Genomic DNA, 24,952 nt, shown 5'->3' with positions numbered 1-24,952 from the left:
GAAGCGGGAGGTCTTCTTTATGCTGCTATGTATTTAGATTTTGAAGATCGCCATTGTACGCTGCAGCTGCATAACCGTCTGCTGCATTTTCTCGGTTTCGTTAACAACGGCTTGGACAGAGCCGATTTGATCGTTCATCGATGCAGATACTTGCTCGGTTCCCGCTGCGGATTGCTGCGTGATTGCAGAGATGCTTTGGATGGCGCTTGAAATTTTGCGGGCGCTCTCCATCATTTGGTCACTCTCGCCGGAGAATTGTGCAATCTGCTCGGTAATAAACTCAACGCTTGTCACAAGCTCTGTGAAAATCACTTCAGAGTCCCGAAGCATCTTCATTTGGAGCTGAACGACCTCTTCATTGACTTTGATGTTCTGGATGGCTTGTTTAACGCCCGTATCGATGCTGCGGACTAGATTGAAAACTTCCTTCGTGGAGGAAGTGGACTCCTCAGCAAGCTTGCGGACCTCTTGGGCAACGACTGCGAATCCGCGTCCATGCTCACCGGCGCGTGCTGCTTCAATGGAAGCGTTCAGCGACAACAGGTTGGTTTGCTCAGCCAAATCCGAAATCGTGCGCGTAATAGCGGAGATACCCGCTGCTTTGCGTGCCAGCTCTTCAATGGCTTCGGATACTTGGGAGGTTGCCTCAACGTTGCGCGACATCCCTGTCGACTGACTCTCAACCGCTTGCCGTCCGCGTTCAACCAAACTCAGCGTCTGTTCGGAGCGTTCGTTCATCACTTTCGTGGAGTGAGCGTAAGAGGATACTTTGTCTTCAATTTCGCGGATGGAGTCAGCCATGTCGCCGACATCCTCGGAAATTTGATTCGCCCCGGTTGCAAGTTCACCTGCAGAAGAGGCTACTTGCTCCATCACTTTTTTTAAATCAATATTTTTATCAAAGATGCTGCGGCTTGTGTCGTTGACGATTCTTGAGATCGTCGAGGTTTCTTTCAGAATATCACGGAGCTTGTCCACCATGCTGTTGAAGGAATGGCCAAGTTCGCCGAGCGATGCGGAGGAGGATACATCCACCTTCTGCGTAAAGTCGCCTTTCGCGATACCAAACGCGATTGAGGTCATTTCATCAATCGATGATGTAAGCGCTGTCTCGATTACTTTGACAAGAGGGAAGGTAACAGCTGCGGCAAGTACAATGATGACTAATCCAAGTATGAGACTTCCGCCGGTAAGTGCAAGGCCAAGCAATAGAGCGATGGAAAATGCAGCAACAATCGTGTAACAGCCGACAAGGAGCTTATTTCGAATAGATAAGGAATGGAACCATTGCATTATGGAAGCTCTCCTTTATATGGAATAGTTATATTATAGCACCACAGTACTTTTTGTCTATATTCGTCTATATCGGGGTGAATGTGTCGAAAGGAGGAGATGTATTTGTAAGGTAGATGTCGAAAGAACCAAAAATTTGTAATGTTTTTGTATAATTATTATTGTGCGAACGAAATTCATGTCTTATAATGGGCCTATTGGATGACTTGGAAAAATCATCTAAATAAGGATCGTGGAGGCGGAAACCTATGAATGTGGACGCAATGCCTTTAACTCGACAAGTGGACTACGTCTTTAAGCAATTGGCAGAGGAGCTTCTTCACGCTCAAGCCGGAACGGTAATCATTCAAATTCGCAATAATGCTGTCGGCAAATATGGCATTCGTCATCATCCGATTGAAAGCAGAAACGGTCAAATCGGGGAGTCTGAGCAGGGGATGACACATGAACAGGTACAAGCCTTCAGGCAGATGGCAATCGATTCCATCAAGCTGAAGCGGAACTGGACACATGGAGAAATCATGTATGATTTCTCGGTTCGCACCGGCACCGGCGCATGGTCAGCAAGCATTCTGTTCGAGAGTAACTACAACATGGCCAGCAGCATGTTCCGCTATACGCCTAAATTTGCACAGCATTCTTTTCGGGATGCTCCTTAATTAGTCACAGCAAAAAGCTGCCTCGGCACTCTGGGGCAGCTTTTTATTTGCCTAAATACGGCGATTTAACGAGAAGATCTACCTGCAAGCTGCATTTCTGCAATTTCAACAAGTTTGCGAGTAATGTTTCCGCCGATATAGCCGGCATCACGAGTTAACATGTCGCCGTAGTATCCGTCTTGTGCGAAAGAAATGCCAAGACTTCTTGCTACTTCATATTTCATTTGATCAAGTGCTGCACTAGCACCAGGTACGACCAAGCTGGAAGCCATCCTAATCACCTCCTTTGTGTACCCTTAGTATGGATTCACTGGAAGCTTTTATACGATTAAATTGGCATGATTTAGCATGTAATTTTTTCCAATTATTTCTCCTTTTACAATAGGAAGCCAAGTGCAAGAGGGAGCAAGAACAAACCATAATAGAAGACATTTGCAATCGTGGAGTGGGAAGGGTCGTGGTTGCAGTCACATGCGGCTGCATCAACACCACGCCAGCTGTCCCAGGCAGAATGAAGCTGATAGATGGCCGTAGCGAAGAGACCCATTGCGGAGAGCTTCACATAGAGGCCAAGAGCAGGCTCCACATATTGAAGCAGGCTTCCTGTCCGGACCAAATAGATAATGAACACACCGAAGCAAGTGAGAATGCAGCTTCTGATCAGATGATGAATGACGGCTCGTCGCTGCGCGGTAGCCAGCATATCCACGCCTCCTTATTGTCTGAAGATGAGTTTCTCTGTCACGATGGACAAGAGCCACACAGCAGCTACCAGGTACAAGCTGATGGCAATAATAACTTTGCTGCGGAACGCGGAGAAGAGCATGAGCAAGCTCTTCACATCTACCATCGGGCCGAACACCAGAAACCCAAGAAGCGCGCCGGGACCCAAGATTCCGTGAAACGACGAGGCGACAAAAGCGTCCGAGGTGGAGCAAAGCGACAATGCGAATGCGGCACCCATCATGAAGATATTCGCTTCAGCCGGATGCTCGCTGAACGACAGCAGTACGCTCGGATTGACTGCGGATTGGACAAGGGCCGTTAGGAAAGCGCCGATGATCAAATATTTGCCGATATCAAAAAACTCATCGGAGGCATGGTTGAAGGTAGCATGAATGCGTTCGCGGAAGCCGCTGTTCAAGCTGCCATAATTGTAGTTGTGGCCGTAAGCCGATTCGCCGGAGCGTCCGCCAATAAACGAATGCATGCCGAGCTTGAGCGGACTTCGTTTCATGAAACGAACCATGAGCAGTCCAAGCAGCATACAAACGAGGAATGCAAGTCCGATTCGAGAGTAAGCCATGGAGGGCTCGGAGCGGAAAGCGCTCAGTGTAGAAGCAAATACGATGGGATTAATGATTGGGCCGGCGAATATAAACACCATTCCGATGTAAGGCGGCATTCCTTTGCGAATCAGCCGCCTCACGACGGGAATCATGCCGCATTCGCACAGCGGCAAGAGCAGTCCGAGCAAACAGCCGAATAAAACGCCGACGATTGGATGGTTTGGCGTTATTCGGGCGATCATCGCATCGGAAACAAATACCTGCAGGAGTGCTGAGAAGAAGACGCCGAGCAGGATGAACGGGAAGGCTTCTATGATAATGCTGATGAATATATGCTGGAAATCATGCATGGCAAGTCGAGGTCTCCTTTCGGCGAGGCGAGGGAGGATCGTCCAGGCTCTCCCTACGATACAAGGTATGCTCGAAGTGAGCCAAGCAGGACAGCCGTCCGGAGACAATTTTACGTTGGCAGAATAGGCGCAGGCCGCTCTTGACATTTCATCCGGAGAGAGTATAATTCACGTAAATGCAATGATGGGAATAAGTAAGCGGGGAATGAATGCTTCAGAGAGCCGGTGGGTGGTGCGAACCGGTGCATGCGTCCGACTGCCGAATGGATCCTTGAGCAGAGATGAGGAAAGCTGGTCCGAAGTGACCTGCCGTATGCGTCTTCGTTTCGCTTCGCGTTAGGAAGCTTGAGGTTTACGGAGCAGAAGCGCGTTCTCATACGCTGTTCGTAAACAAATTAGGGTGGCACCACGGTCCTCGTCCCTTGCGGCGGAGGGCTTTTTTTGCGTTCAAATTTGGCAGTACAACAAGATCACAACCAATCAACCATAAGGGAGGAACCGACTATGCCACGCGTATTATCTGGCATCCAGCCAAGCGGTCAATTGACACTCGGCAACTACATCGGTGCGATTCAAAACTTTGTTAAACTTCAGGAAACCCATGAATGTTTCTTCATGGTCGTAGACTTGCATGCAATTACGGTCCCTCAGGAGCCCGCGGCACTAAGAGAGCAAACGGAATCGGTTGCGGCGCTGTTCATCGCGGCAGGTATTGATCCTGCTAAGGCGAGCGTATTCGCGCAATCTCATGTATCTGCGCATGCGGAGCTCGGCTGGTTGTTTACGACGCTTGCCTATATGGGCGAGCTTGAGCGGATGACACAATTCAAAGACAAATCGACAGGCAAAGACTCCGTCGGTGCCGGATTGTTCGTTTATCCGACGCTGATGGCTGCCGACATTCTCATGTACAATGCAGACCTTGTTCCGGTTGGCGACGACCAGAAGCAGCATCTGGAGCTTACGCGCGACTTGGCGCAGCGCTTCAATCAGCGCTACGGCGATATGTTCACCATTCCGGAGCCGTATATTCCGAAAGTCGGCGCACGTATTATGTCGCTCGATGATGGCACGAAGAAGATGAGCAAGAGCAATCCAAACCCGGCCAGCTACATTGCGCTGCTTGATCCTCCTGATGTGATTCGCAAGAAAATCAGCCGTGCAACGACCGATTCCGGCCGCGAGGTGAAGTTCAATCCGGCTGAGAAGCCGGAAGTCAGCAACCTGATGAGCATCTACTCGCACTGTGCGGGGCTTACGCTTGATGAAATCGAAGCGCGATATGAGGGGCAAGGTTACGGCGCGTTCAAGAAGGATCTGGCAGAGCATGTCGTTGCAAAGCTTGAGCCGCTGCAGCAGCGTTATGCGGAAATCCGCAGCTCGGGCGAAATTCATGAGATTCTCAAGCAAGGTGCGGAACGTGTATCCGTCATTGCCGATAAGACGCTTCGTGATGCGAAAGAGAGAATGGGCTTCCTTCTGCCGCGTTCTTAAGTTTCCTATATTGTAAGAAAGCTTAACGCCGCAGCCAAGGGAGGCTTCATCCTTGATTGCGGCGTTTCATTTTGGCATTAACGACGAACCCGGCACCGATACTGCAGATGGTCAATATGAACATCAGCACGGCAACCCACCCATTATAGCTAATGGAAATAGCTGTGGCACTCATGAGCAATACCGATAAAACCGCGAAAAACAAAGCCATTGGCTTCGACATTTGCGCACTCTCCTTAACCTTATAAAATTGTTTTTAAACTTTAGCATATTCTTCTCGCAAACGAATCATAATAAGTTTGCAACACACCATCGTAAGAGATGAAAGGAGAAATTCCACATGGCAGGACAACAATCTCGTAGCAGCAATACGCTGGTCGTACCGCAAGCAACCGCAGCGCTTCAACAAATGAAGTTTGAGGCAGCGCAAGAGTTGGGTATTCAAATTCCTTCAGACGGCTACTATGGCAACGTCTCGACTCGAGACGCAGGTTCATTGGGCGGTTACATCACTCGTAAACTCGTCCAAATTGCGGAACAGCAACTATCGGGTCAATCCAACTACCGTTAGAACGCTGCTAAGCAACAAATAATTACCGAAGAGTAACAGTCAGAAGCTCAAGGGCAACCTTGAGCTTCTGCTTTGTATGTTTACAGAATCAAATGTACTTATTGTTTCTTTCGAATAAGCTTCCTAAACGATAACAAGCGAAAAGCCTCTTCTATTGTGCAAGAAGAGGCTTCTCTAAGTCAATACGTATTCATTCTCAGCCGCTTCTGCAGCCGATCCTCGCTTAGCCATCCGACATAGGAGCCTAGTGTTTTAAACTCTGTATCCATCAGCAGCACCCCGACAAATGGATATTGCTTGCGATGACGATAACGCACATCCGACCAGCGAACTTCATAGCCCCAAGGATGCTCCTGCACCTCGGCGCAGGCGAAAGAGGTGAAGTAGAGGAAGGCACGAATGGAATGATCGTTCTTAGACTTCTCAACGGCGGGATGATCAGAGCATTTGGCTCGATCCATCCAGCGCAGCTTGCCTTGCCGATAATCACCGATTAAGAAGGAGTCGTCAGCGCGGCGTTTCACGACATTCCAATCATATAGCGATATGGTTGGAATCAAGATATAACGGTCACCGGCCTCATGCACGGTATCGATACGCACGAGCTGCTTCTGAAGCGCGTAATGCGCTGCCGTTCGCCAGCAATAGTAGACAATTAAGAAGGCGTAGAGCAGCGGGAATACGATTTGCGGATTTCCGATCTTAAGCCCCCACATTACGATCGCAATGAGATGAGCCAAGAAGATGACCGGGTCGAAAATATGGATAATGTTCCACGAAATCCATTTCTGATTGAACGGCCGCATCGCCTGCGTGCCGTACGTATTGAACAAGTCTACGAATACATGGACGACGACAGCGAGCAGTACCCAGCCCCCTAGATGGAGCCATGGAAGCTGAAAGCGAAATATCGATTGGAGCAGCAGGGTGATTAGCGCGGTCCAGATGCCAATGGCCGGCAGGGAATGTGATGCGCCGCGGTGGTTTCGGATGTAAGCCGCATTGCTCTTGAAGCGCAGCAATCCATCGAGATCGGGAGCTTGTGAACCAAGAACTGTGCCGATCAGCACGGCGGCATAGAGCGTTTGGTCAGAGGCGACGGCGGGATCAACAGAGGCGAGCCCTGCGAGTCCTAGTCCCATGACCAAATGCGTTCCGCTATCCATACAGGGAACCTCCTCGTGTTAAATATGCCTTGGTGTGGAAATGCTCAATCTGTGTAAAAATAAGAAAGTTGATACTTCTATTTGTACGCTTAAGTATTTTCCGAATCGTGGGCGATTATAAATAAATATTTGTTAACTCGGATTTGGGCCCCGAGAGGCTCAATAACTTTGCTGTCGAAAGGAAGAATGGCACATGTATATCTGCTTTGTTGAGTATCATATTGCACCTGAAAGTGAATCCTTATATCGTAGCTGGATTGCGGACAAGCCCGGCAATGGCGAAGCGTTCAAGCTGTACGAGGGCACCGACCAGCCGCTTCTCTTCGTTGAGATGTGGGAAGCGGCGAGCGAGCAGGAAGCGACGGACATCAAAAAAGAACGCTGCGGGGAGCGTTCTTCTTGGCGGGAGATGTCACAGTGGGTGCCGGGCGGCGTCCCTAAAGTCCATGCTTGGACCTTTAAGCCGATTAGCGGCCTGTCGGTACCGGAGTAGCTACCGGCGTCGTATTCGTAATCGTTTGGCCGTTAAACGTATATTCGTAGTTGATCGGGCCATCGAATGTAACGTAATCGAGATTAAGCGTAAGCAGTAAGTAACGCATTCCTGTCGACGGATCGCTGATAATGATATGATCGCGTCCAGCGGCTTCGATGATTCCGCGGAATACTTTGGCGTTCCATTCCCGGTTGTTCTCGTACGTCATATAAAAGGTTGCCATTTTACCGCGGTTCATCCGCAGAATATTCTCTACATAAGACTCTTCACTAACCGGAACCGTTACGACATTACCGCCGGACGGTGTAATGAATGAACCACTTGGTACCATGGGCGGAGCCATAGAAGCACCTGCAACGAAAGGTGTTGGCACCGCTGTCGGCATTGGTGTCGCTGTCGGATGCTGGTAGTAGCCGTAGCCGCCATACCCCCCGCCCGGGAACCCTCCCGTATTTGCTGGACTAACCGCTGTATTGTACCCATAACCGTTTGACATAAGAATTAATTCCTCGCTTTCGCATTATCAACTTTAAAAGGATCATTAATAAACTGCCGGGCACTCGCTCTGTTTCGGAGAATAGAAGCAATGTGCCTTGAATTTACCGACGAGCCTCTGATCCCACCATGTTGGAGGGCAACTGCCTGCCGGACGGAAGTACCACAATGCGTTCGTTGAAGGCCACAGGCGTTCACCGTTTATGACGCGTTTGGCCAGTGCGAGCTCATTGTCTCTGGCAGCTTGATAGAAGTAGCCTTTCTGCGTTGCTTCGAATCCCCCGGGGCTTTGGTATACCATCTGTTGAATGGTGCGAATGTTTTTGAAGTCGATGCAATTGCCCAGCACACGGTTGACACCAACATTACCTACCATCAACATGCCCTGGTTGCCTTCGCCTTCAGCTTCAGCGCGGAGGAGCCTTGCAAGCAGTTTGACTTCTTCGGAGTTGGATTTAATAGCTGCCATATCGCTTGAGTTCCACTTCCTTTCCATCAAGTGGGCCAATAACCACATTGATAGTGTATTGAGATATGGGCAAAATGGTTCCATAAGGTGTCAAATTCATGAACAAGAACCGCGAACATTGTCAACAGCTTGTTTTTTCGGTATGATAAAGAACGATTTTAAAACAAAAAAGATGGGTTAATTTTCACTCATAGGCATTGGAAGCGGGGAGACTGGCTGTGTTTAAAGAATATGTGGCCCTGACAAAACCGAACCTAGTAAGATTGAATGCTTTCGCGGGGTTTGGCGGGTTTTGGGTCGCTTCCAAATGGGATATTGATTGGTTGCTGCTGCTCTACATGCTGATTGGATCGGTCCTCACGATGGCTTCGGCATGTGTCATTAATAATTACTGGGATCGTGAGCTGGACAAGAAGATGGAACGCACGAAGAATCGCGCGCTTCCGACGAATCGTCTGAGTCCGACTAATGTATTGGTGTACGGGATCGTGCTTGGTATTGCAGGCGTTACCGTGCTGTTCACCATGGTGAATGCGCTGAGCGGCTGGCTCGGACTGCTTGGGTTTTTCGTGTATGTCGTCATATACACCATGTGGCTGAAGCGCACTTCGACTTGGAGCACGTCCATTGGCGGCGTTTCAGGCGCGATGCCTCCGGTAATCGGCTACTGCGCTGTAACCGGCGTTGTGGATGAAGGCGCATGGTTGTTGTTTGCACTCCTGTTTCTGTGGCAGCCTGCTCATTTCTGGTCGCTCGCAATCAGACGGGTGGAAGAGTATCGCGCGGCAGGTTTCCCGCTGCTGCCGGTCGTCAAAGGCGTTCATCGCACGAAGCTGCAAATGAACCCGTACATTCTGCTGTTGATTCCGACAGGAATTCTGTTCTTCACTTATGGTTACGTTGGTTATGCGTTTCTTATCATTTCGCTTCTCGGCGGTGTGCTCTGGCTGGTTCACACGTTGATCGGTCTTAAGGCGCAGGATAACAACAAATGGGCGAAAACGAATTTTATTATTTCCATTAACTATTTGATGATCGTATTTCTAGTCATGATCGTCGATACGAACGGCATCGGTTAGGAGGGCGATTCATGCCTATTATACGCAAATACGGATTTGCAATTGCAGTGCTGGCGTTATGTTTGGTCATGGCGATTTACTTGTACCTCTCCTCATCGAAAGATGCGAAGCCGAATTTGGATCAGAATTTGAAGGCACCGAGCTTTCAACTGACGGATTTGGATGGGAAGGAAGTAACGCTTGACGATTCCGAAGGTAAAGTGCGTGTTATTTACTTCTTCTATGCCAATTGCCCGGACATCTGCCCGCCTACGACTTATCTGATGACACAGGTGCAGGACAAGCTGAAGGAGAACGGAACCTTCGGCAAAGACGTGGAATTCATGTCGATCACCTTCGATCCGAAGCGCGATACGGCCGAGGCGATGCGGAAATTCGCCGGCAAGTTTGACATCGATGCGAGCGGCTGGAAGTTCCTCCGGGATGACAGCGAGGAACAAACGAAGCAGCTGATGAAGGACTTTGGCCTCGGACTTCTCAAAGATGAGGCAACAAACCTATTCACGCATACGGACACGATCACGTTCGTTGACCGGAAAGGCGTTGTTCGCAAATATTTAACGGGTTCGATCGACGAAACGCAAAGTCCGGAGAAGATTGTTAACGTCATAGACGCATTGGTAGAAGAGTAGCATGGCCATATTCTTATCGATATTATGGAACAACATCATCCCGTTGTCAGTCATGATTGCTATAGGCATCACGCTGCATCGGGTTTTTTCTTTGGATATCAAAACCTTATCCAAGCTGAACTTTTACTTGTTTTCACCGGCTATTATTTTTAAATTACTGTATACGACGGAGGTAACGCTGCAATCGGCGATGACCGTACTGTTGTTCTTCGTTATCTTTATGGGGCTTATGTATATCTGTGTGGAAGCAGTCATTCGGCTGCGGGGAATTGCCGGGGGAAGGCGCGGGGCGATGCGAAACAGCGTGCTGTTCTATAACAGTGCGAATTACGGGATTCCGCTCAATGAGCTTGTATTTGCCTCTAATCCGTTCACGTTGTCGATTCAAGTGCTGATTATGATGCTGCAGGCCTTGCTGCCGAACACCTACGGGATCTACAGCGTCAACGCACACCGAATTAGCGGCAAGGAGATTATACGGACGATTCTTAAGCAGCCGGTCATCTATGCGATTCCACTTGGGTTTCTGATGCGAGGTTTTCATGTACCGATCCCTCATGCCTTATCCGTACCGCTTGATTATTCGGCTAACGCCTTTATCGGTACGGCGCTTGTTACGCTTGGCGTTCAGCTGGGGAGTATGAAGTTTTCCATTCACAGCTTCATGGTGAAGGAAGTGCTGATTTCGTGCAGCATGCGTCTCTTACTGGGGCCGGTGCTGGCGTTTCTCGTGGTGTGGATGCTTGGACTGGATGGGCTGATGGCAAAGGCGCTCATCGTATCCTCCAGCGTACCAACCTCGCTTTCCAGTGTGCTGCTCGCAGTAGAGTTCGACAACGAGCAGGAATTTGCTTCGCAGGCTGTGTTGGCTTCAACTGTCTTAAGTATTGTAACGGTTACGCTCGTGATCTTCGTATTGAACGTTTAGCTTCTCGCTATTATAGGATTGAATCCTTAGAATCCATCTTCTTTACTCCATAGGGCGGTGCCTTGAGCAGGATACACGATGTATTCCTCGAGGCCCGCTTTTTCTAATTGCTCGATCAAGTATTCCTCAGGGGTCTTCTCTACACCAGGAAACCCGCGCCGCGTATGGATATGATCGGCATCCGGGAATGCATCCCGCAGCATGCCTCTGATTCGTCTGCCGGATGCATCATTATCGGTGAAAATGTATGCATGACGGTCGCCGACCTGTCGGCGCAGCTTCTCGATCTGGTTGACACCCGGCGTGCCCATCGTGCAGAAAATCGGTGTCTCCTCCGCAAGCACACGGCGCAGCCGGCTTCTGTCGTTCTTGCCCTCTACAATGATGGCGATATCATCCATCGCAATTCTCACCTCTTTCCACCATCTTATTATATTCCACGGGACATGGAAAACGAAAAACGGCCTGCCGTTAGGCAAGCCGTTTATGTCCGTGATTTGGGGATGTGGATTAGTACCAGCCGCCACAGCCGCAAATTACAATGACGAGCAGGATGAAAAGCACCAGGATGGAACCAGCAGAAGTAAATGCGCCATGATGGCCATGTCCTCCGCGATCAGCATCTACGAATTGAGACATTGTGAATGTCACCCCTCTTTCGCATGATGTCTAACAGGGCGTTTGGGGCTCTGCTTCACTGTGTAAAGCATTCTAGCCTCTTGCCACACTGTAATGTATGCCCCTGAGTGATAACAGCCCTGTGCAGTTACCCAGTTCCGGAAAAATGGGCGCTGGAGCTTGATCCACCTGCTTTGGTAGGCGAAGCATAGAAGGGGAGCACGCAAACGGCGATCATGAGGCTGAGGAAAGCAATGTAGTAAGGGGAGATAAATTCGCGTAACTGCCCCGCAAGCATCGGGCCCATGAAGGCGCCGATGGAGAAGGCGATGGATAAGATCGAGAACATCCGGCCATATCGGGTCCCGCCGCTTCGTTCGATGAGGAGCGAGGACAGTGCCGGGAAGATGACGCCTTTGGCCATGCCGACGAATAACAGCATGACCATGAAGGGAAGCGGGACACCGGCTGCAATGGCGAAATAAGTAAGTGCCAGCATGAAGGCTCCCCATAATGAGCGAAGAAACGGCGAGAGCTTGTTGAGGAACAGCATGCTGAGCGTGAACAGTGCGCCAAGGCTGACGACGGAGAACAAGAGCCCTGTTGTCATCATTCCTTCCTTCGTGGTCGACATTAGCGGCAGCTCGAAGGAAAGGATGCCTTGGGCACAGCTCATGGCAATGGGCAACGTGAAGATCAGCCATGGTATGGGAGGTGCCGGCTCCTTCGCGGCTCCCCGCATGCCAAGCGCCTCAGCATTCGCTTGCGTTGCCAGCGCTGTGGACTCCGGCGTAGTAGCTTTCAGAGGCGCTAATTCGCGGATAAAGAACATCGCGCAAGCAGCTGTCGCGATCAGAATCCAGCCGAGCACGGTGAAAGCCGTCGTGAAGCCAATCTGGGCAACGAGATAAGCGCCGACTGCAGGCGAGATTACCGATGCGACGGTATGCACAAGGCCATTGCCGGCCATGAGCTTGCGCTGCCGGATTTGGCTTGTAGCAATGCGTGCGAGCAGCGACATACAGGCCGGTGACAGAAAGGCGAGTACGAATCCGCTAATCGATCGGAGCACAAGCAGCTGCCATGGATTCGTCACCATGGCTTGCAGCAGCAGGATGCCGCCGGCAGCAGCCAGGCTGAAGACGATGAATAGCCGGCTGCCGAAACGGTCGACCCCATAACCGGCTATGAGATTGCCCGGCAGATGGGTGATGGAGTAAAGTCCCATCATCAGCCCGATAAAGGACGGTGCCGCGCCGAGCGAGACGGCAAATGGGGTCAAGATGGGATACTGGGCATGTAGATCAAAGAATGCCACAAACAGAAACAAATACAGCCAAATCGCAGTTTTCACGGGAATCCTCCTTCGGATTTGCATAAGCGCGCAGCGATATCGGTGTGGACAGTATGTTACTACTTGTACGCTTGGCCGGGCCGTGATATGTCTCACGGCGTTCAGTTGGTTTACGGTGGTAGGGTCATGGGTTATAATGTTTTGTATGTAGACTTTTTGGCAGGTATAATGGAGGAGACCAATCGATGGGCTTGGATTTTAACTATGATTTGGACACGTACGTACAATTCTTCAAGGACAAATGGCTATTTCTGGTTATAGCGCTGGTTGTGCTGTTCATCGTCGTTCGTATCGTAAAGACGGTCGTGAAATGGCTGATCGTGGTGGCTATTCTTGCAGGCGTCGTATTCTATAGCGGACATTCGCTTGAAGAATTGAAGAATCTCGGATCCGAGCTCGGTACGAAGGTTGCGGACAGCGTGAAGCAAGAGGCAATCTCAGCGATGGCCGGCGAAGCGCAGGATGCTACATTTACGACGAACAGCGACGGTACGTTTACGGTGAAAACCAAGAACTTAGAGCTGGACGGAACACCTGGTGAGAAAGAAGTGAAAGTGACCTTCCGCGGTACGCCGCTTGGCACTTGGAAGATTGATGCGACAATCCAATCCTTAATTGATCAAGCAAAGAAGAACGTCTAGTCTAGCCGAAGGCAAGTTTATGGACAAGTCTACGTTTAGGCGATGGAAGGAGGCTTCATCATGAATGCTTGGGTCGCTCCCTTATTGAAACCGGAACCGGTTGCGCTCATGGTGCTGATTATCCTGCTTGGCTCATTCATTCAAGGCATGAGAAGAGGTGCGTCGGGATCCGCGAAGCACCTTTTCTTTTTTATTTGGCAAGCGATTTCGGTCGTGATTGCGCTTGTGCTTGCCGGTAAAGGGGCTTCGCGGCTATCGCCGGTAATCCGTGATTGGCTGGAAGCCAGACACATCGTCGTGCCGCAGGAAGAGCTCAGTGCTGGGAAAGAGCTATGGTACACGGTAGTGACCAGCCTGCGTGACTTTGAGCTGCTTCGCTTCGGCGTGCTGTTTCTGATCTTGTACTCGTTCGTCCGATACTTGCTTCGGCTGCTGGAGCCGCTATGCTACATGCTCTATGATGCGCTGGTGCGGCCGGCGAACCAGGCGGATCAGGTCATTCGGCAGGGCCGGGCTTCCGCTTATGGCAAGCTCTCCGGAACTGCGAGCAGGACGACCGGGGCATTAATCGGCGCACTGCTGGGCGGAGGACGAGCCTTTCTTGTTATTGCCGTGCTGTTTGTGTATGTCACACTTGCTCCTCATGCGCTTGGAGCGGATGCCATTCGGGCGTCTGCGATTTACGCGAAGACGGCAGCGGAGCTGCTGGACCCGGTTGCAGGCGATGTGCTGAAGCGCGGACCGGTCATTACCGACGCGGTTCAGGCGGAGTTTCGCCGTGTGCTGCAGCGCAAATATGAGGTTATCGATGCAGCGGTCCCTGCCAACATTGAGGCCGCTGCGGCAGAAGTGACGAAACAATCGGATGATGACGAGGCGAAGGCGCGGGCACTCTATGATTGGATCGGATCACGTATTGCATATGACTGGGATAAAGCCAATAATTATGTAGAGCAAGGTGTTTGGAAAGAACAAACGCCAACTGAAACTTTTGATACCCGAAAAGGCGTCTGTATAGATGTGGCTAGATTGTATGCGGTGATGGCGCGTTCAGTCGGGCTTGATGTGCGTGTCGTTACGGGACTCGGCGCAACAGGCAACGGCAGTTATGGACCCCATGCTTGGAATGAGGTGCGTTTGGCAAGCAGCGGTGCTTGGATTCCGCTTGACGCAACATGGGCCTCCTCAGGCGATTGGTTTAACCCGGCTGGGTTCTCGAGCACGCATATAAGGGAAACTTGACCGTGTAGAAAGGAGATTTACAGTGGTGCAGGATGATCCGCAGAAGCGGGAGATTGTGAACCGGCGACATTTCTCGTTCCGGTTGAACTTATTCTTTTTTGCTACGTTTTTCGTATTCAGTGTACTTATTGTTCGATTAGCTATTTTGCAGTTTGTTGAAGGGCCCTCTCTGCGTGAGGAAGAAGAGAAGCGGGGCTCGAAGGATGTCCTGATCCCGCCGATTCGCGGCAATATTTATGACTCGGGCGGTGCGCCGATTGCCTATTCGACTTCGACCCAGTCGCTCCATTACAGCATAGAGCCGGGAACGAAGAAGGCAGATTCGATCGCCATGGCTCAGAAGCTGTTTGACGTGTTTCAGAAATACGGAAACCCAAAGGCTGCCGTGTCTTTAGAGCAAATTATTAAAAATATGGATCTGGACTACAAGAAAAATACGGTCACTGTCCCTAGGCGCATCAAGAGTGGTTTGACTCAGCAGGAGATTGCCTACTTCATGGAGAACCGCGACTTGTATCAAGGGATCGATATTGTAGAGGAAAGCATTCGGCATTACGATACGAGCCAGTTTGCTGTCCAATTAGTCGGCTACCTGAAGAAATTCGGCGGCGGTGCAGAGAACAATCTGTATAAGGATCGCGCCAAAACCGATGATCCTCGCCTGAAATATTTGCAGCAGGAGGATGTCGGCTACGACGGGCTGGAGTATATGTTCCAGGACGTGCTGCGGGGCAAGAACGGATTGAAGACGTATCCGGTGAACGCCGCAAGCCGAGTTATTGGACCGCCGGTCATTACGAAGCCGGATAAAGGCGATAACGTTTATCTGACTATCAATCGTAATGTTCAAGAAACAGCGGAACAAGCAATCATGGATCAGCTTCATTTTCTGCAAACGACGTCGGATCCTGATCGCCATGAGAAAAATGCGAAGACCGGCTACGCGGTAGCGATGGAGGTCAAGACCGGTAAAATCATTGCGATGGCCAGCATGCCGGATTACAATCCGAACATCTGGGAAGGCGGCACGATCAGCAAGGATGATTATGACAGCATTCAGTATGTGCTGCAGAATGGTACGATCAGCTCGGTAATCGGTCCTTATAGCGATCCGAAGGAGCAGCGTAAGCATCCATCTTCCGTCGTTTTCCTTGGTTCCACGCAGAAGCCGTTGTCTATCCTGATCGGGCTGAACGAGAAGCTTTTCACAACGACGACAACTTATACAGATACCGGCTCGTTCTTTTACGGTCGGGAAGGCTCAACCCGCCGCAGAATCGGGAATGCCAAAGGGCATGTGTACGGTGTGCTTGATCCCGCCAAAGCCATCGCGAAATCCTCCAACCCCTTCATGGCCAAGATGGTCGGGGATGCGCTTTACAGAAAAGAGCCGAAGAACGGCGTAGAGATCTGGGATTCCTACGTGAAACAATTCGGCCTTGGCGTAAATACCGAAAGCGGACTTCATAACGAGAGCAAAGGCGTTATCGGGTACTTCCACGAGAAAGAAGCTGCCAGTGTGCAGTCTGCATTAATTCTGGCTTCTTTCGGCCAGATGGGACGATATACGACGCTGCAGCTTGCCCAATATGCAGCAACGCTTGCCAGCCATGGCAAACGAATGAAGCCGCAGTTCGTGAAGGAAATCCGCGATGCGGATGGCAAGGTTGTGCAGGGCTTTCAGCCTGAGGTGCTCAATACCGTTAATTTCCCGGAGAAATATTGGGATGAGATCGAGGATGGCATGTCGAATGTTAGCGTAACTGAGTTCAACAACGCACCTTACAAGGTGCTCCGGAAAACCGGTACTTCGCAGCAGCAAGTTAGTGGAGCAACCGTTGAGAACTCCGTGTTTATCGCGTCTGCCCCTGCGGAAGACCCTGTTATTGCGGTAGCGGTTGTTATTCCGGAAGGCGGCTTTGGCGCTTATGGCGCGGCTCCTGTTGCGCGTAAGATTCTCGACGCGTATGACGATGCAATCGGGATGAACGGCGTGCCGAAGAAGCCGAAGGTTCCGGCGAAGGCACCTGTGCCACCAACGACGAACGGTACCGCCGGAACTCCGGCAGGTACGACAACGGAGAACGGCAAGACGGATACGACACAATGAGATGAGCATTTCACAGCGATACATGAGGGTTGTCCCGAAGTCAAGTTGGCTTTCGGGGCAGCCTTTTTAATGGGGAATAAGTTGCACATGAGAAACATTTTTGCATAAGATAAAACATGAAAGGATGCCATCCAATACCGCAAGGAGGGATCCATATGCGCCGTTCCAAGAAGCACGCCGCCCTTCGTCGCTTGCTGTACGCTATTTTATTTCTTACCGGTACACTTCTAGGGGTATAAGAGCAAGATGGAACACAAAAAGCACAAGATTGAATAACGCGTTTACGTGCAGGACTCACTATAATTAGAAAAGTAACGAGGCGCGATTGCCGCGGACGTTCATGGAGCAGGTTTGGATTCTGTTCAGAGTGTGCTAAAATTGGTACATTGATCGGTTGCAGTATTTGCAGTTCGCTTTATAGGGAGGGCTTCATGGGAACAATCAAGCTAGTCGCACTCGATATGGATGGAACATTGCTTAACGATCGGCAAGAGATTAGCAGTGAGAATGCGAAGTGGATTCACCGAGCGCTGGATGCCGGCGTAACCGTTTGTTTCGCGACCGGACGAGGCTTTCCGAGCGCACTGCCTTATGCAGAGCAGCTGAAGCTGGATACACCGATGATTACGGTGAACGGCGGGGAAATTTGGAAGCGTCCGCATGTGCTTCACAAGCGCACACTGATGTCGGCATCAACGTTGAAGCGTCTCCACGAGGAAGCATTAAAGTATCCGGAATGCTGGTACTGGGCTTATTCCACGATGGGGATCTACAACAAGGAACAGTGGATCGAGCCTGCCGGCGATTACGAGAATCATCATTGGCTGAAATTCGGTTATCACACCGAGGACGCGGCAACGCGCGAAGCTATTCTGAGAGAGACCTCAAGCTGGGGCGGGCTGGAGATTACGAATTCCTCGCCGTGGAATCTGGAGATGAATCCGGAAGGTGTATCCAAGGCTTCGGCCATTCGCGAGCTGTGCACGCTGCTTGGCATCGACATGTCGGAGGTTGCCGCAATGGGCGACAGCTTGAACGATATCGCGATGATCCGAGCCGTGGGTCTAGGCGTTGCGATGGGCAATGCGCAGGACGAAGTGAAGGCTGCGGCGGATGTCGTCACGGTGCATCACAATGAGGATGCGGTTGCGCGAGTGATTCAGGACTATGTGCTGAGGGGATGAGTACAGCATGGAGATAGCCGGTTGGATCTTAGTCATCATCTTGTTTGTGATTGGTATGGCCGGAGCCATTTATCCGATTCTGCCGGGTGCGCTTGCGATCTACGCGGCATTCTTCGTTTATGGCTTCTTTATCTCGTTCTCTCCGTTTGGCTTCTGGTTCTGGACGATCCAGTCACTCATCGTCATTGCGCTGTTTATCGCGGATTATGCCGTCAGTGCGTGGGGCGTCAAGAAGTATGGAGGCTCCAGGGCCTCGGTGATAGGCAGTACGATCGGATTGATTATCGGACCATTCGTCATTCCTGCCTTCGGTATCATTCTTGGACCGCTGCTTGGCGCAGTAATCGGTGAGCTGTTTGCCGGCGCGAAAGTGGACAAGGCCCTCAAAGCAGGGCTTGGTGCGGTAGTTGGGTTGTTCTCCAGCATGGTCGCCAAATTTATTATGCAAGCGGCTATGATTATTATTTTTATCATTTGGATCTAATTTGAGGAGGCAGACGAAGTTGATTAAAGTTACAGTATGGAACGAGTTTATGCATGAGAAATCCAATGAGGCCGTCATTAAGGTTTATCCGGATGGGATTCATACCGCTATTAAAGCAGGTATCGGCACGGACGGCTTCGAAGTAGCGACAGCTACATTGGAACAGCCTGAGCACGGCTTGACGGAGGAAGTGCTTGCGAATACGGACGTTCTGATCTGGTGGGGCCACATGGCTCACGATAAAGTGGAAGATGAGATCGTTGAGCGTGTACATAAACGCGTTATGAATGGCATGGGTCTGATCGTGCTTCATTCCGGTCACTTCTCTAAGATCTTCAAGAAGCTCATGGGCACAGGCTGCGACCTGAAATGGCGCGAAGCCGATGAGAAGGAGCGGATCTGGACCGTTAATCCGGCTCACCCGATCGCCGCAGGCATTCCGGAGCATTTCGAGATGGAACGCGAAGAAATGTACGGCGAGCACTTCGACATTCCACAGCCGGATGATCTCGTATTTGTCAGCTGGTTCGAAGGCGGCGAAGTATTCCGCAGCGGCTGCACTTGGCACCGCGGTCAAGGCAAAGTGTTCTACTTCCGCCCCGGTCACGAGACTTACCCGACTTATTACAACGAAACGATCCTTCAAGTAATTAAGAACGGTATCCGCTGGGCGGCTCCATCCAATGCGGCAGCACCGGTTCGGGGTCACCATCAACCGCTTGAAGTTATCAAAGCGAAATAAAGTTAGTGGTCAGGAGAACCAATGGTTAAAAAGGATTCTTTAATCAAAGGCACTATCATACTCGCAGCGGCAGCGCTGGTCGCCCGGTTTCTCGGGATCTTCCAGCGCATTCCGCTGGACTATATGACAGACAGCAACGGCGGCGGTTATTTTACCGTCGCTAATAATATTTATTTAATGCTTCTTATCGTAGCAACCGGAGGCATCCCAAGCGCAATCAGCAAAATGGTCTCTGAGCGGTATGCACAGGGCCGTCCGGATGAAGCGAAGCGGATTTACAAAGCGGCGCTCATATTCGGTTCAATTACCGGCGTGGTCATCACGATTCTGCTGCTTGTATTTGCTCCATTCTATGCGACGCATATCGCCGAGAACCCCGGCGCTGATTTGGCCGTGCGGGCCATTGCGCCTGCGCTGCTGTTCTTCCCGATCATTGCGATGATGAGAGGATACTTCCAAGGTCGTCAGCTTATGGCAGCCGGGGGCATCTCTCAAATCATTGAGCAAATTCTCCGTGTTATTACAGCGGTAGGCTTAGCTTATATCGTACTTGCTTGGGGCTGGGGACAGAGCTGGATTGCCGCTGCTGCGACCTTCGGGAGTGTGTTCGGGAGTGTCGGCGCTTTCTGCGTGATGCTATTCTACGCCAGGAAGCTGCGCAGACATGATGCGCTGGAGAAAGCCGGAGCTCCGGTGGCGGAGACGAAATCGGCTGCTAAGACGGGTCGTGCACCTCTGTCATTTAAGACGATTTATAAGGAAATGTTCCGAATATCAGTGCCGATCGTCATTACCTCGATGACCGTGCAATTTATTTATTTCTTTGACACGTCGCTCTTCATGAAGCTGACGCACGGGTATTACAACGCCGATGATGCGCGTCAAACGCTGGACTGGCTTGGGTTAAAGGCGCAGGCGTTGGCGGGCATTCCACCGATTCTGGCGATCGCGCTCAGTCAATCGATGATCCCGGTCATATCCGCTGCGTATTCCGTGCGTAATATGACAGAGGTAGAGCGTCAAGCCTCGCTCGTCATGCGCATAGTTGTCTTTACAGGCGTACCGGTTGCGCTCATTATGACGATTGCCGCTACGTCGATTAATGGTTTGCTCTTCGCGAATACAGGCGGTAGTTTGGCGATTGCTGCATTGACGGCCGGAACGATTTTCCAAATAACGATGATGACTAGCAATACCGTTCTAACCAGCATGAACAAGCCGCATATGCCGATGCGCCATGCTTTGATCGGTATTGTCGTAAAGGTTGTGACGAGCCTGGCTCTGGCGCCGTTCATGGGCGTTTACGGTCTGATCCTCTCATCGACGATTTGCTTTATGACGATTGCATCGCTCAATTTCCGCGCCATTCGCAAGGAAATTTCGCTGTCTATCCTCGGACGGCGTTGGGTCGGTTATGCCATTACGATCGTGGCGGCATCCGGCGCAGGCTGGCTCATCGATTATGTATGCAGACACTATATCAGCGGGATCCCGGCTAAGCTGACCTTCCTGATATCCTGTATCGCTGCAGGAGGCATCTCGTTCGGACTCTATGTCGCGCTGCTTGTGCTTCTTCGTGTCGTGAAGGCCGAAGATGTTCGGCAGTTCCCGGGGCCGCTGCGCAAGCTGCTGAACCCGCTGATGCGAGTTGCGGCGCGCTCATAAATACTGGATTGTTATTCCCACAAATTCCTCTTCATGGTAAAATGGACCTTAGTCTTTTTACCGCTGGAGAGGAGTTTTTTTATTGAAAAAGTGGCCCAGGTTGTGGAGAAATTCATGCTTACTGTTATTATCGATTCTAATATTGATTATGGCCGGATGTCAGGCACTCGGCGGCGTAGATTTCAATGCGATGCTGAAGCAGTCGCTGAAGGTTACCTCGTATGAAGGCAGCCAGTCGGTGGAATTCAAGCTGCTGTTGAAGGAAAATGCGCTTGTTGATGCTACAGATGAAGAGAAAGCAGTGCTCGATTTGATATCATCGGTCAAGCTTCAGCTTGACCATGTGATGGTCGCGCAAGCCGGTGCCATGTCCGTTACGGGCAAGCTGTCGCTTGGCGAGAAATCCATTGCGTTTAACGCTCAGATGGATGACAAGCTGACTGTGATTGACCTTGAAGGGGCGAAACGCCCGATCGTCATACATATGGCTAGTCTGACAGGTTCGGAGGAAGAAGGCGGATCAGGGCTTGACGATGCCACAGAAGCTAAGCTGACGGAAACCGTCAAGCAGATGATGGATGTCGCAGGCGACTATACGATTCATAATCTGCCGAATCCGAAGCACTTGTCCGTTAATGTCGGGCAAGAGCAAGTAGCCGACGAAACCGTAAACGGGATGAAAGTTCATGCGGAGCTGACAGGCATCGAGCTGTGGGATTGGGCGAAATCTTACGTAGAAGCGCTTCTTAGCGATAAGGCTGGGCTGAAAGACATGCTCACCCAATTGCTTGAGCTGGTTCAAAGTCAGAGTGATGCCTTGAAATCTACCGGTGCAGAGAGCATATTCGGTTCGCTGCCTGAAGAAGAGATCGATGGGGAGAGCGTAGAGGAAGCGACCGACAGCGTTGTGGAAATGCTAACGGAGCTGAAGGATGGAATGGCTCAAACCGAGCTGGAAGATCAAGAGCAGCTTAATCAGATTTTAACCAAAGATACGTATGTGAAAGGCGAGCTGTTTATCGACAGCAAGCTTGATATACGCAAGTCGGTAATCGAGGCATCGATTAAACCGAATCTGGCCGCGTTAGATGCTTTGGCTGCTGAAGCAGACGAGGCTGCAGAAGCAACGGTTGGTGAGGAAGAATTCGATGAGGTTCATATAGGAATAGGTGAGCTGGAAGACGCCTCTCCGATTGAAGGCATCTGGCTCAAAGTGACGACCGATCGCTGGAATGTGAACGGCAGCGTGACGCCGGATCAGCCGGTAGCGCCACGTCTTGCGATCGATGGCGAGCAATTGATGGAGATGGAGGGCTATGAAGTTCTTCGCACACTCGAGCCGGATTCCGTCTTATACAGCTTGCTACGAGAACAAGCGCACATTAGCAAACAAGCGATTACGATGTATGCCGCATACAGTGCAACTCCGCCGATTATAACGCCTGACGGCATAACGCTGATTCCGCTTCGCCGAACCGTTAACGGCTTCCATGCAACTATTCGGAAGGAAGCAGGCACACTAGTCGTATACGATGATGCGACCGGTTCTACGCTGGGGATGAGAACAGGCAGCAATAGTGTTAAACTAAACGGAAAGACCGTGACATGGAGCTTCCCGCCTACGGTCATCAACGGTGTCACTTATGTACCAGCACGCGATTTCGTGAAGGCGTTCGGCGGAACGCTGCAATGGAATACAGACGATTTCGAGGATGACTATCTGGTCATTTCACGCGAACCCTAACAAGGCTTCAACATTGAAAGGAGTACAACATTATCATGCAGATGATTACAACTGAACAAGCATTCCGAGATGCGGTCAACCGCGAGGATCTCGTAACGGTAGCGGTTTTCAAGACTACCTGGTGCAAGGATTGCCATTATATCGAGCCATTCATGCCTGATATCGAAAGCAGCTATGGAGACCGCATTCAGTTTCTGCAGATTGATCGCGACGATTTGCCGGATCTATGCAGTGAGCTGAACATTCTTGGCATTCCAAGCTTTATCGCGTTCAAGAAAGGGCAGGAGCTCGTTCGTTTCGTCAGCAAGCTGCGCAAGTCACGGGAGGAAATTGAGCAGTTTCTGGATCGGGCCGTACAAGTGGCGGAAGCACTTCCGAGTTCATAACGTAAACCCGGGTAAGGGAAGCCCGCAATGTGTCCGAATTGGCGCAGAGCGGGCTTTTCTATCTCGGAGTGAGGGCAGGCTGTGTTCACAGTTTGAACATGGTATTTGCCAACATAGTTCGTTATAATTGAGGTGATTCTTTCTGGAAGTTAGGTGGACATGTTGAATTCTAACCGATATCGTGCGCTTGCGATTGTAACGTGCATAGGGATGTTTTTGGTGTTGATTGCCGGTGCGCTTGTGACGAATACAGACTCCGGTCGCGGTTGTGGAACCGATTGGCCGCTATGTAACGGCAAATTTATACCGGCGTATACGCTGGAATCGTTAATCGAGTATTCGCACCGTTTGATTAGCGGAGGCATCGGCCTGCTTGTGCTTGCGACATTTATTGCAACGCTGAAGTGGTACCGCAATTTCAAAGAGCCGATTATTTACGCGTCAGGCTCAGGCTTCTTCACCTTATTGCAGGCTTTGCTCGGCGCTGCTGCGGTTGTATGGCCGACAACACCTGCCGTTCTCGCCCTTCACTTTGGGTTCTCTATTATGGCCTTCATGTTTACGCTGCTGCTTCTCTTATGGACCGGTAGGATGAAGAGAGGCGAGCTAACGGACAAGCCTGCTGCTCGTGTACCTCAATCCGTGTTTTACATGTCATTAGCTATTCTGATCTATAGCTATTTCGTTATTTACTTGGGTGCCTTTATCCGGCACACCGATTCAGCGGGCGGATGCATCGGCTGGCCGCTGTGCAACGGCGACCTTATTCCCGATATGGAAGGCGCCACAAGTTACGTCTTCATTCACCGAGTTGCTGCCGCCGTACTGTTCATTCTGATTACCTGGTTAATGATGCATGTGAAGCGCGTAGCGAGCGGAAATCAAGCGCTTCGCAGTACGATATTTCTCGTTTTCGTGCTTGTCGTCAGCCAAGTTCTGAGCGGAGCACTGCTTACGAAGACGATCGGCAATGAGGATTGGTTTGTTTTCACAAGTATATTGCACAATATCATCATCTCCATCCTGTTCGGGATTCTGTGCGACTTTATGATTCGAGCATGGAAGTGGCGCGAAGGACGAGGTTAATGCATTTCTAAGAAGACAACTTGTAACTTCAGGAGGACTGCCTAGTGCTTAGAATGCTGTTTGGTGAACCGCCGCGTGTCTCGGATGGCAAACTGCTTGAAACTTTGCAAGCGATGGAGCAGTACGCTGCTGCGCTTCATAAGTTAATCGAGCAGAGTCATGATGAGAATCACAAGCTTCGCAAATACGAAATTTACACACTTGGTCTTATTTCCTCGCTGGATGAGCTTGAGCAAAGTCAATATGCGGCGCGCAAATTCAGCGGCATGATTACGTCGGCTTCCTATTCGGTTATGTCTCCTGAAGAACAGTTGAATTATCACCGCTACGTGTACTTTGACAAGAATGCCTTCATCCGGCTGTTCTCGCTGCTTGATAAACTGGGTACGCTGATGAACGACTATCTTGGTTTACAAACAGAGCGGGTTAAGCCGCATTTCTCGTATTTCACCGTGCTGCGTACGATGGTGCAGCGGAAGGCATATTCAGAGCTGGCGCTGCCTCTATTCGAGCTCAAGGAGCTTGGTAAACCGACGATGAACCGAATCCGCAAACGGCGGAATACGGAGATCCATTTTATGAATTCGGAAATGCAGGACGATCTCAGACAAAGCCATGATTCATATTCAGAGCAGCATCAACTGGAGAATATTTCGCAGCAAATGAGCGATCTGGATGAAATGATGGATATGGTGCTGGACACATTGAAGCTAACCTTTCACCATGCTTATCGCCAGATGAGAAAATGATCTGAACTTGGGAGGGTGCCCATGGA

29 protein-coding genes and 1 other annotated feature are annotated in these 24,952 nt (G+C 50.6%); of the genes, 18 read left to right on the top strand and 11 right to left on the bottom strand.

Annotated elements, in window-relative coordinates:
• Positions 1–33: 33 nt before the first annotated feature.
• Positions 34–1,293 (bottom strand): methyl-accepting chemotaxis protein, encoded by a 1,260-nt coding sequence (locus tag AC0YN4_RS16065; protein ID WP_475782107.1) that lies wholly within the window; start codon positions 1,291–1,293, stop codon positions 34–36.
• 248 nt (positions 1,294–1,541) lie between these two features.
• Between AC0YN4_RS16065 and AC0YN4_RS16060 the strand changes: the two genes are divergently transcribed.
• The gene (locus tag AC0YN4_RS16060) at positions 1,542–1,952 is read left to right on the top strand and encodes an O-methyltransferase (protein WP_475782106.1); all 411 of its coding nucleotides are present in this window, start codon (positions 1,542–1,544) and stop codon (positions 1,950–1,952) included.
• 65 nt (positions 1,953–2,017) lie between these two features.
• Here the strand turns inward: AC0YN4_RS16060 and AC0YN4_RS16055 are convergent, their stop codons facing one another.
• The 3 genes from AC0YN4_RS16055 to AC0YN4_RS16045 form a co-directional block, all read right to left on the bottom strand.
• Positions 2,018–2,224: an alpha/beta-type small acid-soluble spore protein gene (locus AC0YN4_RS16055; RefSeq protein ID WP_090984719.1), complete on the bottom strand. Its 207-nt coding sequence runs from the start codon at positions 2,222–2,224 to the stop codon at positions 2,018–2,020.
• A 104-nt stretch (positions 2,225–2,328) separates the two neighbouring features.
• On the bottom strand, positions 2,329–2,655 hold the full coding sequence (locus tag AC0YN4_RS16050; RefSeq protein WP_475782105.1) for a DUF1980 domain-containing protein: 327 nt from the start codon (positions 2,653–2,655) through the stop codon (positions 2,329–2,331).
• Between the two features lie 12 nt (positions 2,656–2,667).
• On the bottom strand, positions 2,668–3,591 hold the full coding sequence (locus AC0YN4_RS16045; RefSeq protein ID WP_475836175.1) for a permease: 924 nt from the start codon (positions 3,589–3,591) through the stop codon (positions 2,668–2,670).
• A gap of 172 nt (positions 3,592–3,763) precedes the next feature.
• Positions 3,764–4,017, top strand: a binding site (T-box leader).
• Between the two features lie 78 nt (positions 4,018–4,095).
• Here AC0YN4_RS16045 and trpS point away from each other — a divergent pair.
• On the top strand, positions 4,096–5,085 hold the full coding sequence (gene trpS, locus AC0YN4_RS16040) for a tryptophan--tRNA ligase (protein WP_475836174.1): 990 nt from the start codon (positions 4,096–4,098) through the stop codon (positions 5,083–5,085).
• 46 nt (positions 5,086–5,131) lie between these two features.
• Here trpS and AC0YN4_RS16035 read toward each other — a convergent pair whose 3' ends face one another.
• Complete coding sequence (locus AC0YN4_RS16035; protein WP_475782102.1) at positions 5,132–5,308, bottom strand: DUF5325 family protein; 177 nt, start codon at positions 5,306–5,308, stop codon at positions 5,132–5,134.
• A gap of 117 nt (positions 5,309–5,425) precedes the next feature.
• Between AC0YN4_RS16035 and AC0YN4_RS16030 the strand changes: the two genes are divergently transcribed.
• Positions 5,426–5,656 carry a small, acid-soluble spore protein, alpha/beta type gene (locus AC0YN4_RS16030; protein ID WP_475782101.1) on the top strand — a complete coding sequence of 77 codons (231 nt, stop codon included), beginning with the start codon at positions 5,426–5,428 and terminating at the stop codon, positions 5,654–5,656.
• A 179-nt stretch (positions 5,657–5,835) separates the two neighbouring features.
• On the opposite strand, the gene AC0YN4_RS16025 is transcribed toward AC0YN4_RS16030, so the two are convergent.
• Positions 5,836–6,822 (bottom strand): metal-dependent hydrolase, encoded by a 987-nt coding sequence (locus tag AC0YN4_RS16025; protein WP_475836173.1) that lies wholly within the window; start codon positions 6,820–6,822, stop codon positions 5,836–5,838.
• Between the two features lie 193 nt (positions 6,823–7,015).
• Here AC0YN4_RS16025 and AC0YN4_RS16020 point away from each other — a divergent pair, with 193 nt between their 5' ends.
• The gene (locus tag AC0YN4_RS16020) at positions 7,016–7,315 is read left to right on the top strand and encodes a hypothetical protein (RefSeq protein ID WP_475836172.1); all 300 of its coding nucleotides are present in this window, start codon (positions 7,016–7,018) and stop codon (positions 7,313–7,315) included.
• Here the strand turns inward: AC0YN4_RS16020 and gerQ are convergent.
• Together gerQ and AC0YN4_RS16010 are read right to left on the bottom strand one after the other, a co-directional pair.
• Positions 7,290–7,814: a spore coat protein GerQ gene (gene gerQ / locus AC0YN4_RS16015; RefSeq protein WP_475782098.1), complete on the bottom strand. Its 525-nt coding sequence runs from the start codon at positions 7,812–7,814 to the stop codon at positions 7,290–7,292. The genes AC0YN4_RS16020 and gerQ overlap by 26 nt on opposite strands.
• Positions 7,815–7,859: 45 nt before the next feature.
• Positions 7,860–8,282, bottom strand: a complete 423-nt coding sequence (locus tag AC0YN4_RS16010) for a cell wall hydrolase (RefSeq protein WP_475782097.1) — start codon at positions 8,280–8,282, stop codon at positions 7,860–7,862.
• 218 nt (positions 8,283–8,500) lie between these two features.
• Between AC0YN4_RS16010 and cyoE the strand changes: the two genes are divergently transcribed.
• From cyoE to AC0YN4_RS15995, 3 genes are read left to right on the top strand one after another with little or no spacing between them, the layout of a single operon-like run.
• Positions 8,501–9,361, top strand: a complete 861-nt coding sequence (gene cyoE, locus AC0YN4_RS16005) for a heme o synthase (RefSeq protein WP_475782096.1) — start codon at positions 8,501–8,503, stop codon at positions 9,359–9,361.
• Between the two features lie 11 nt (positions 9,362–9,372).
• Complete coding sequence (locus AC0YN4_RS16000; protein WP_475782095.1) at positions 9,373–9,993, top strand: SCO family protein; 621 nt, start codon at positions 9,373–9,375, stop codon at positions 9,991–9,993.
• A gap of 1 nt (position 9,994) precedes the next feature.
• A complete protein-coding gene (locus AC0YN4_RS15995; protein WP_475782094.1) occupies positions 9,995–10,921 on the top strand; it encodes an AEC family transporter in 927 nt (308 codons plus the stop codon).
• A gap of 26 nt (positions 10,922–10,947) precedes the next feature.
• Here AC0YN4_RS15995 and AC0YN4_RS15990 read toward each other — a convergent pair whose 3' ends face one another.
• The 3 genes from AC0YN4_RS15990 to AC0YN4_RS15980 form a co-directional block, all read right to left on the bottom strand.
• Positions 10,948–11,322 (bottom strand): DNA primase, encoded by a 375-nt coding sequence (locus AC0YN4_RS15990; protein ID WP_090984743.1) that lies wholly within the window; start codon positions 11,320–11,322, stop codon positions 10,948–10,950.
• Between the two features lie 109 nt (positions 11,323–11,431).
• A complete protein-coding gene (locus AC0YN4_RS15985) occupies positions 11,432–11,560 on the bottom strand; it encodes a hypothetical protein (protein WP_475782093.1) in 129 nt (42 codons plus the stop codon).
• A gap of 127 nt (positions 11,561–11,687) precedes the next feature.
• Positions 11,688–12,893, bottom strand: coding sequence for an MFS transporter (locus AC0YN4_RS15980; RefSeq protein ID WP_475782092.1), 1,206 nt, complete (start codon positions 12,891–12,893; stop codon positions 11,688–11,690).
• A 185-nt stretch (positions 12,894–13,078) separates the two neighbouring features.
• Here AC0YN4_RS15980 and AC0YN4_RS15975 point away from each other — a divergent pair, with 185 nt between their 5' ends.
• The 11 genes from AC0YN4_RS15975 (at position 13,079) to AC0YN4_RS15925 (ending at position 24,926) form a co-directional block, all read left to right on the top strand.
• Positions 13,079–13,534: a hypothetical protein gene (locus AC0YN4_RS15975; RefSeq protein ID WP_475782091.1), complete on the top strand. Its 456-nt coding sequence runs from the start codon at positions 13,079–13,081 to the stop codon at positions 13,532–13,534.
• A 60-nt stretch (positions 13,535–13,594) separates the two neighbouring features.
• Entirely contained in the window at positions 13,595–14,776 is a 1,182-nt protein-coding gene (locus AC0YN4_RS15970) for a transglutaminase domain-containing protein (RefSeq protein WP_475782090.1), read from the top strand.
• 22 nt (positions 14,777–14,798) lie between these two features.
• On the top strand, positions 14,799–16,886 hold the full coding sequence (locus AC0YN4_RS15965; RefSeq protein ID WP_475782089.1) for a peptidoglycan D,D-transpeptidase FtsI family protein: 2,088 nt from the start codon (positions 14,799–14,801) through the stop codon (positions 16,884–16,886).
• A gap of 431 nt (positions 16,887–17,317) precedes the next feature.
• A complete protein-coding gene (locus AC0YN4_RS15960; RefSeq protein WP_475782088.1) occupies positions 17,318–18,070 on the top strand; it encodes a Cof-type HAD-IIB family hydrolase in 753 nt (250 codons plus the stop codon).
• A 7-nt stretch (positions 18,071–18,077) separates the two neighbouring features.
• The gene (locus AC0YN4_RS15955) at positions 18,078–18,554 is read left to right on the top strand and encodes a DUF456 domain-containing protein (protein WP_475782087.1); all 477 of its coding nucleotides are present in this window, start codon (positions 18,078–18,080) and stop codon (positions 18,552–18,554) included.
• Between the two features lie 19 nt (positions 18,555–18,573).
• On the top strand, positions 18,574–19,296 hold the full coding sequence (locus tag AC0YN4_RS15950; protein ID WP_475782086.1) for a ThuA domain-containing protein: 723 nt from the start codon (positions 18,574–18,576) through the stop codon (positions 19,294–19,296).
• 21 nt (positions 19,297–19,317) lie between these two features.
• The gene (locus AC0YN4_RS15945; protein WP_475782085.1) at positions 19,318–20,961 is read left to right on the top strand and encodes a putative polysaccharide biosynthesis protein; all 1,644 of its coding nucleotides are present in this window, start codon (positions 19,318–19,320) and stop codon (positions 20,959–20,961) included.
• A gap of 148 nt (positions 20,962–21,109) precedes the next feature.
• Positions 21,110–22,705: a copper amine oxidase N-terminal domain-containing protein gene (locus AC0YN4_RS15940; protein ID WP_475836171.1), complete on the top strand. Its 1,596-nt coding sequence runs from the start codon at positions 21,110–21,112 to the stop codon at positions 22,703–22,705.
• 35 nt (positions 22,706–22,740) lie between these two features.
• Positions 22,741–23,091 (top strand): thioredoxin family protein, encoded by a 351-nt coding sequence (locus AC0YN4_RS15935; RefSeq protein ID WP_475782083.1) that lies wholly within the window; start codon positions 22,741–22,743, stop codon positions 23,089–23,091.
• A 159-nt stretch (positions 23,092–23,250) separates the two neighbouring features.
• Positions 23,251–24,177: a COX15/CtaA family protein gene (locus tag AC0YN4_RS15930; protein WP_475836170.1), complete on the top strand. Its 927-nt coding sequence runs from the start codon at positions 23,251–23,253 to the stop codon at positions 24,175–24,177.
• Between the two features lie 53 nt (positions 24,178–24,230).
• Entirely contained in the window at positions 24,231–24,926 is a 696-nt protein-coding gene (locus tag AC0YN4_RS15925) for a Cthe_2314 family HEPN domain-containing protein (RefSeq protein WP_475782465.1), read from the top strand.
• Positions 24,927–24,952: the final 26 nt, after the last annotated feature.

It is taken from the genome of Paenibacillus sp. J22R3 (assembly GCF_056269305.1).
Note: the sequence above shows the minus strand (reverse complement) of the source record. Positions and strands in the feature narration are given on the sequence as shown.